The sequence below is a fragment of the Streptomyces sp. NPDC002868 genome (genome assembly GCF_055563295.1).
The window spans coordinates 1-4768 of sequence record NZ_JBVHDR010000069.1 but is presented as its reverse complement, the minus strand read 5'-3'; the positions used below and the strand labels follow the sequence as shown (position 1 = coordinate 4768).

5 protein-coding genes and 1 pseudogene are annotated in these 4768 nt (G+C 67.3%); 2 read left to right on the top strand and 4 right to left on the bottom strand.

Going from position 1 to position 4768, the window contains the following annotated elements:
* The first annotated feature begins 281 nt into the window (after positions 1-281).
* Positions 282-1109: a class I SAM-dependent methyltransferase gene (locus tag ACZ3H8_RS40595; protein ID WP_467410379.1), complete on the top strand. Its 828-nt coding sequence runs from the start codon at positions 282-284 to the stop codon at positions 1107-1109.
* Between the two features lie 193 nt (positions 1110-1302).
* Here ACZ3H8_RS40595 and ACZ3H8_RS40590 read toward each other — a convergent pair whose 3' ends face one another.
* From ACZ3H8_RS40590 to ACZ3H8_RS40580, 3 genes and pseudogenes are all read right to left on the bottom strand, one after another.
* The gene (locus ACZ3H8_RS40590) at positions 1303-2064 is read right to left on the bottom strand and encodes a recombinase family protein (protein WP_467410376.1); all 762 of its coding nucleotides are present in this window, start codon (positions 2062-2064) and stop codon (positions 1303-1305) included.
* Between the two features lie 67 nt (positions 2065-2131).
* A pseudogene (locus ACZ3H8_RS40585) lies at positions 2132-2314 on the bottom strand (zinc finger domain-containing protein); the annotation flags it as partial.
* A 128-nt stretch (positions 2315-2442) separates the two neighbouring features.
* Positions 2443-2922 carry a CGNR zinc finger domain-containing protein gene (locus ACZ3H8_RS40580; protein ID WP_467410374.1) on the bottom strand — a complete coding sequence of 160 codons (480 nt, stop codon included), beginning with the start codon at positions 2920-2922 and terminating at the stop codon, positions 2443-2445.
* Between the two features lie 106 nt (positions 2923-3028).
* On the opposite strand from ACZ3H8_RS40580, the gene ACZ3H8_RS40575 reads away from it, so the two are divergent.
* Entirely contained in the window at positions 3029-3895 is an 867-nt protein-coding gene (locus ACZ3H8_RS40575) for an alpha/beta fold hydrolase (RefSeq protein ID WP_467410372.1), read from the top strand.
* Here ACZ3H8_RS40575 and ACZ3H8_RS40570 read toward each other — a convergent pair.
* Positions 3859-4203 carry a DUF6191 domain-containing protein gene (locus tag ACZ3H8_RS40570; protein ID WP_467410369.1) on the bottom strand — a complete coding sequence of 115 codons (345 nt, stop codon included), beginning with the start codon at positions 4201-4203 and terminating at the stop codon, positions 3859-3861. The genes ACZ3H8_RS40575 and ACZ3H8_RS40570 overlap by 37 nt on opposite strands.
* Positions 4204-4768 lie beyond the last annotated feature (565 nt).

Here is a 4768-nt window from a genome sequence, read left to right as displayed (position 1 = left end):
CGAAAACACCACATCTACAAGCTCATTGACATCACGCACTCCATGTCAACGACGCCCCTTCACCCTGCGTTACCACCGAATGTGAGACAGGGCCGTTAAATTGACACACCCCCGAGATGCGGTCGGAAGGGAGAGCGGGCGCTCTTGACGGCTGCCCGGAAGGGGATCCCCGACCGAACGATGCTGGCGGAGCAGACAGAAAGGACCGGCACGGCTGCTGTCGAGGAGCTGCCGTTAAACCAGTGGCGTCCCCGTCGACGAGCCTCAAAGCTTGTGCGTTCGTGACTGATGATCCGAAGATGCGCCTGAACCGACACGACCTCGGCCGAGTGTTCAACGAGGTGCCGGAGCTCTACGACCGGGTCCGGCCGGGATACCCCGACGAGCTGTTCGCGGACCTTGGCGCCATCACCGGCATGGACGAACGGTCGTCGGTGCTGGAGGTGGGCTGCGGTACCGGTCAGGCGACGCGCTCGCTGGCAGCGCTCGGATGCTCAGTGACCGCCATCGAGCCGGGCGCAGACATGGCCGCACTCGCTCGCCAGCGGATCGCCTCCTTCCGCAACGTCGAAGTCGAGACGTCGACGTTTGAGGAGTGGGACGACCGCGGTCGACGCTTCGATGTTCTCGTGGCTGCGTCGTCGTGGCACTGGGTCGACGCGTCGATTGGCTGGCAGCGAGCGCACAACGTGCTCTATCCCGCAGGCTGGATGGCGCTACTCGGCAACGTCGTTGTCCGCCGACCGGGAGAGCCGGAGGTGTACGCCGAGACCGCCGATCTCCACGAGCGGTTCTGCCCCGGGAACCCCGGCTGGGGTCATCCGCCCCTGGAGGACGACGTGCGCACCACCGACGAGGGCTGGGGACTGGTCGACGATCCCGGCGGATTGTTCGGCCCAACGATCGTGCGCTGGTACCCGACCGTTCAGTGGTTCAACGGGGACGGCTTTGCCGATCACCTTCGCTCGTTGTCGCTGTACCGGAGGCTCGACCGCGACGTCCGTGAGCCCCTGCTCGACGCAATCGCCGAGCGCATCCGCACGCGGATGGGCGACCGAGCATCACGCCGTTACCTGAGCGTCCTCCGTGTCGGACAGCGCGCCGAGTGAGCCCAGTGGTGAAGGACCTGCCGATTCAGCGGCAACGGACCCACCGCACTTTCATGCCTGCCTGCCGAAGACGCCGTGGGTTCCCAGTGAAAGCACCTCAGTCACGCTGAACTCACGGCCGACGTGCCGTTAACGAGCGGCGAACCAGGTGACAAGTAACCCGCCAGTAGCCTTCGGATCGAAGGGGGCGAGCTCACCGCACGGTCTCGGGCTCGGCCCGCGGGCCCGGGAACTCGCTGGTCTGGAGGGCGGCGAAGTCGGCGTGGGCCGCCTCGACGGCCTCGGGATACACTTCGTGCTTAGCGTGCTCGGCCAGGGCCCTGTAGACGCTCGCCACCGAAGGGTTCCGTCCCTTGCGCTTGCCGGTGGGGATGATCAGGTCGGGCTGGATCTGCTCGACGGACTCACCGAGCGCCCGGCGCCGCAGCACGGTGTGCAGCATGTCGTCGGTGATGACCGGCGGCCGGCCGCCGTGCTTGCCCTTGCGGGCCGCGGTGTCGAGCCCTTCGAGCGTCGACTCCCGGATGTTCTCCCGCTCCGTCTCCGCCATCGCCGCGAAGAACGCGAACAGCAGCTTGCCGGGGCCACTGGGGTCGTACATCCCCGGCAGCGGCCCGGCGAGCATCTCCAGAACCAGGCCGTGCGCGGTCAGATGGTCGGCAAGAGCGGTTAGCTCTGCCGCGTCCCGCCCCAGCCTCTTCATCTCGTACACCGTGAAGATCACGCGGCAGTGCGGGGCGTGGGCCTTGATCTCCCGCGCGGTCTTGAGCGCCTCCTCGAACTTCGGGCGTACGCGGATGCGGGTACTGATCTTCTCGCTGAAGATTTTGTCCCTCGGAATGCCGTACTGGGTGAGCGCGTCGAGCTGCGAGTCGAGTTCCTGGCTGCGGTGCGAGCATCTTGCGTACCCGATGCGGATGTCCGCGCCCGGCAGGTCCGTGTTGTCCGGGCCCACGGTCGGCGGGGGTGGGCACCCGCAAGAGTTTGGCGAGCCGGGGCACCTTGGTGAAGCGGCCGGTGTGGTAGGCGGAGGCGACCGCGCCGGAGCGTGAGCGGCACGGCGAGCCCGGCTGTGCGTCGCACTTCGGGCAGGGGTGGCGTTCGACGTCGTCCGCGTCCGACCGTTCGGCGCGGAAGGGTCGTGAGGGTCCGTCATGACCCCGGATTTTCGCACAATGCAAGTCCCAGAAGGGGGTCGCGCCCACTTTTGAGTGAGAACGGGTTCCGAGAACCGGTCCAAGATCATCAAGAGTCCGGCGCCCTGTTCTTGATCTTGCTCCGGTAAAGGGTCGTTTGTGAGAATGCTAGCCGCGTACGGCGCGTGGGGGACGGCTCAGCGGGTGCGTTCGTAGTGGCGACGTGCTTTTTCGCGGTTGCCGCAGACGGCCATCGAGCACCAGCGGGCACGGTTGGCGCGGCTGCGGTCGAGCAGGAACAGTCGGCACTCGTCGTTGGCGCAGGGGCGTAGGCGGCCGGGCAGTTGCTTCTCGGTGGCGGCCCAGGCGAGAACCACCTCGACGGCCAGCCGGGCGTGCGGGGGAGTCCTGACCATCCACTGAAGACCATCCGAAGTGATCTCCGGGATCTGGTGGACCCCTTCGAGCAGCGGGCTCAACGCGGCGGGCGAGCTTTCTCCGCGCACTATGTCCCGCAGGATGTCCCGCGTCTCGCGCAGCAGCGCCAGTTCCGCGAGGCTGCCTTCGCCGCCGTACTCCCGCGCCCAGCGTCTGCCTCCGGCCGGGTCGCCGAGCGCGTCCTGTTCCTCGCCGTTGACCAGTGGCCTGCTGTTGAGCAGGTCCAGCAGCGTGTCCATCGGTTACCGCTCTCCCTCTAACCGGATCAAGCCATTTGACAGGTTAGCCCATCCCGTGCTTGCATGACGAGGAACTAACCGGATCAAACATTCGAAGGGGTTAGAAATGAGCTCGGTGCACCACCGGACCGCCACCGTCGACGGCCATGAGATCTTCTACCGCGAAGCCGGCCCCGCCGACGCCCCCGCGATCGTCCTGCTGCACGGCTACCCAACCAGCTCGTTCATGTTCCGCGAACTCATCCCGCTGCTGGCCGACGACTACCACGTCATCGCGCCGGACCACCTCGGCTTCGGCCACTCCGACGCCCCCCTCGTAGGGGAGTTCACCTACACCTTCGACGCCCTCGCCGAACTCACCTCCGGACTGCTCGACCAACTGGGCCTGGACCGCTACGCCCTCTACGTCCAGGACTACGGCGCCCCCATCGGATGGCGCCTCGCGCTCAAGCGCCCCGAACGGATCTCCGCCCTCGTCACCCAGAACGGCAACGGCTACGAGGACGGTTTCGTCGAGTCGTTCTGGACCGACGTCTGGGCCTACGGGGCGAATCCCGGCCCCGACACCGAACCCGCCGTCCGCGCCGCGCTGAGCGTCGACGCCATCCGCTGGCAGTACGTGCACGGCGTGCCCGACCCGAGCCTGGTCAGCCCGGACACCTGGGAGCACGACTTCGCCCTCGTCTCCCGCGAGGGCAACGACGGGGTCCAGCTGGCGCTGTTCCGCGACTACCAGAACAACCGCCCGCTCTACCCGCTGCTGCACGAATTCCTACGCACCAGCGAGGTCCCGGTGCTCGCCGTGTGGGGCCGCAACGACGAAATCTTCGGCCCGGCGGGCGCGCGGGCCTTCGCCCGCGACGCCAAGGACGCGGAGGTGCACCTGGTCAACGGCGGTCACTTCCTGCTGGAGAGCCACCTGGACGTCGTCGCGGGTTACCTGCGCGGCTTCCTCGGGCGGGTGCTGGGATAAGTAGGGTCGGGGGCTGGAAACGGAGCCTTCGCAGGCCACCGCGCCAGTGTGGTCAGGTCGATGCTGGAGCGGGGCGGCGCACCGTCGCTCTCGTCGTCCCGCAGCAGCAGCTCCACCCGCCGCTGCTCCAGCTCCACCGTCTTGTTTCCGTTCACGACCGCCGTGAATTCATCGAAGGCCGTGTTCGACAACGACTGCCCCGTGCGCCTGCGTAGCCACGGGATCAAGCCCAGCCCCGTGAACCATCGCCACGCGCTCTCCACCAGGGCGAACAAGACCAGCAGACACACGAACGCCGGAAACGACATGGCCCACATCGCCACAGCTGGCCCCCCATCGTCCTCAACACAGTTGACTGCCGGGAAACGACGGAGGTTCGGCGTCGTTCCCATCGGACGTGCGGACTGGGAGAACTCGGGACCCCAGACATCGGTCCGCGCGTGGACCGCTCGCACAGACACTCCGGCACCCATCCCGGCAGCGTCGTATGTCACCCGATAGGGGTGGCTCCCAATCTCGCCGGGCAATGCGCTCTGCCCAGAGCGGCACAGGCCGCTCGGTCCCCTCGACCGCCCTCGTGGGACTCGTCTCGCTGATTGCCATGGGATCACTGTTCTGGATCCCCGGCGCGCAGGGATCAGGCCAGCGGATGATCCGCTTCCCCCATGCGGCGGAGGCGCCGCCATGGAGATCCACCGCATGGCGGAGTGCCGTGGGAGCAGGCCGACTTCGGTAGACCTGCCGGCCAGCACGCCTAGCGCCGACCCGTCGGACAGGCCCTAGTGTCCTGCGGCGGAGATCCGTCGGCAGAAACGGGCGAGGGAGTCGAGGATCTCCTCGGCTGTCTTGGTCCAGATGAACGGCTTGGGGTCT

What these genes read in the sequence shown, in the direction of transcription:
- ACZ3H8_RS40570 (WP_467410369.1), bottom strand. Translation starts at nt 4,203, where the DNA reads ATGTCGTTTCCGGCGTTCGTGTGTCTGCTGGTCTTGTTCGCCCTGGTG.
- ACZ3H8_RS40575 (WP_467410372.1), top strand. Translation starts at nt 3,029, where the DNA reads ATGAGCTCGGTGCACCACCGGACCGCCACCGTCGACGGCCATGAGATC.
- ACZ3H8_RS40580 (WP_467410374.1), bottom strand. Translation starts at nt 2,922, where the DNA reads ATGGACACGCTGCTGGACCTGCTCAACAGCAGGCCACTGGTCAACGGC.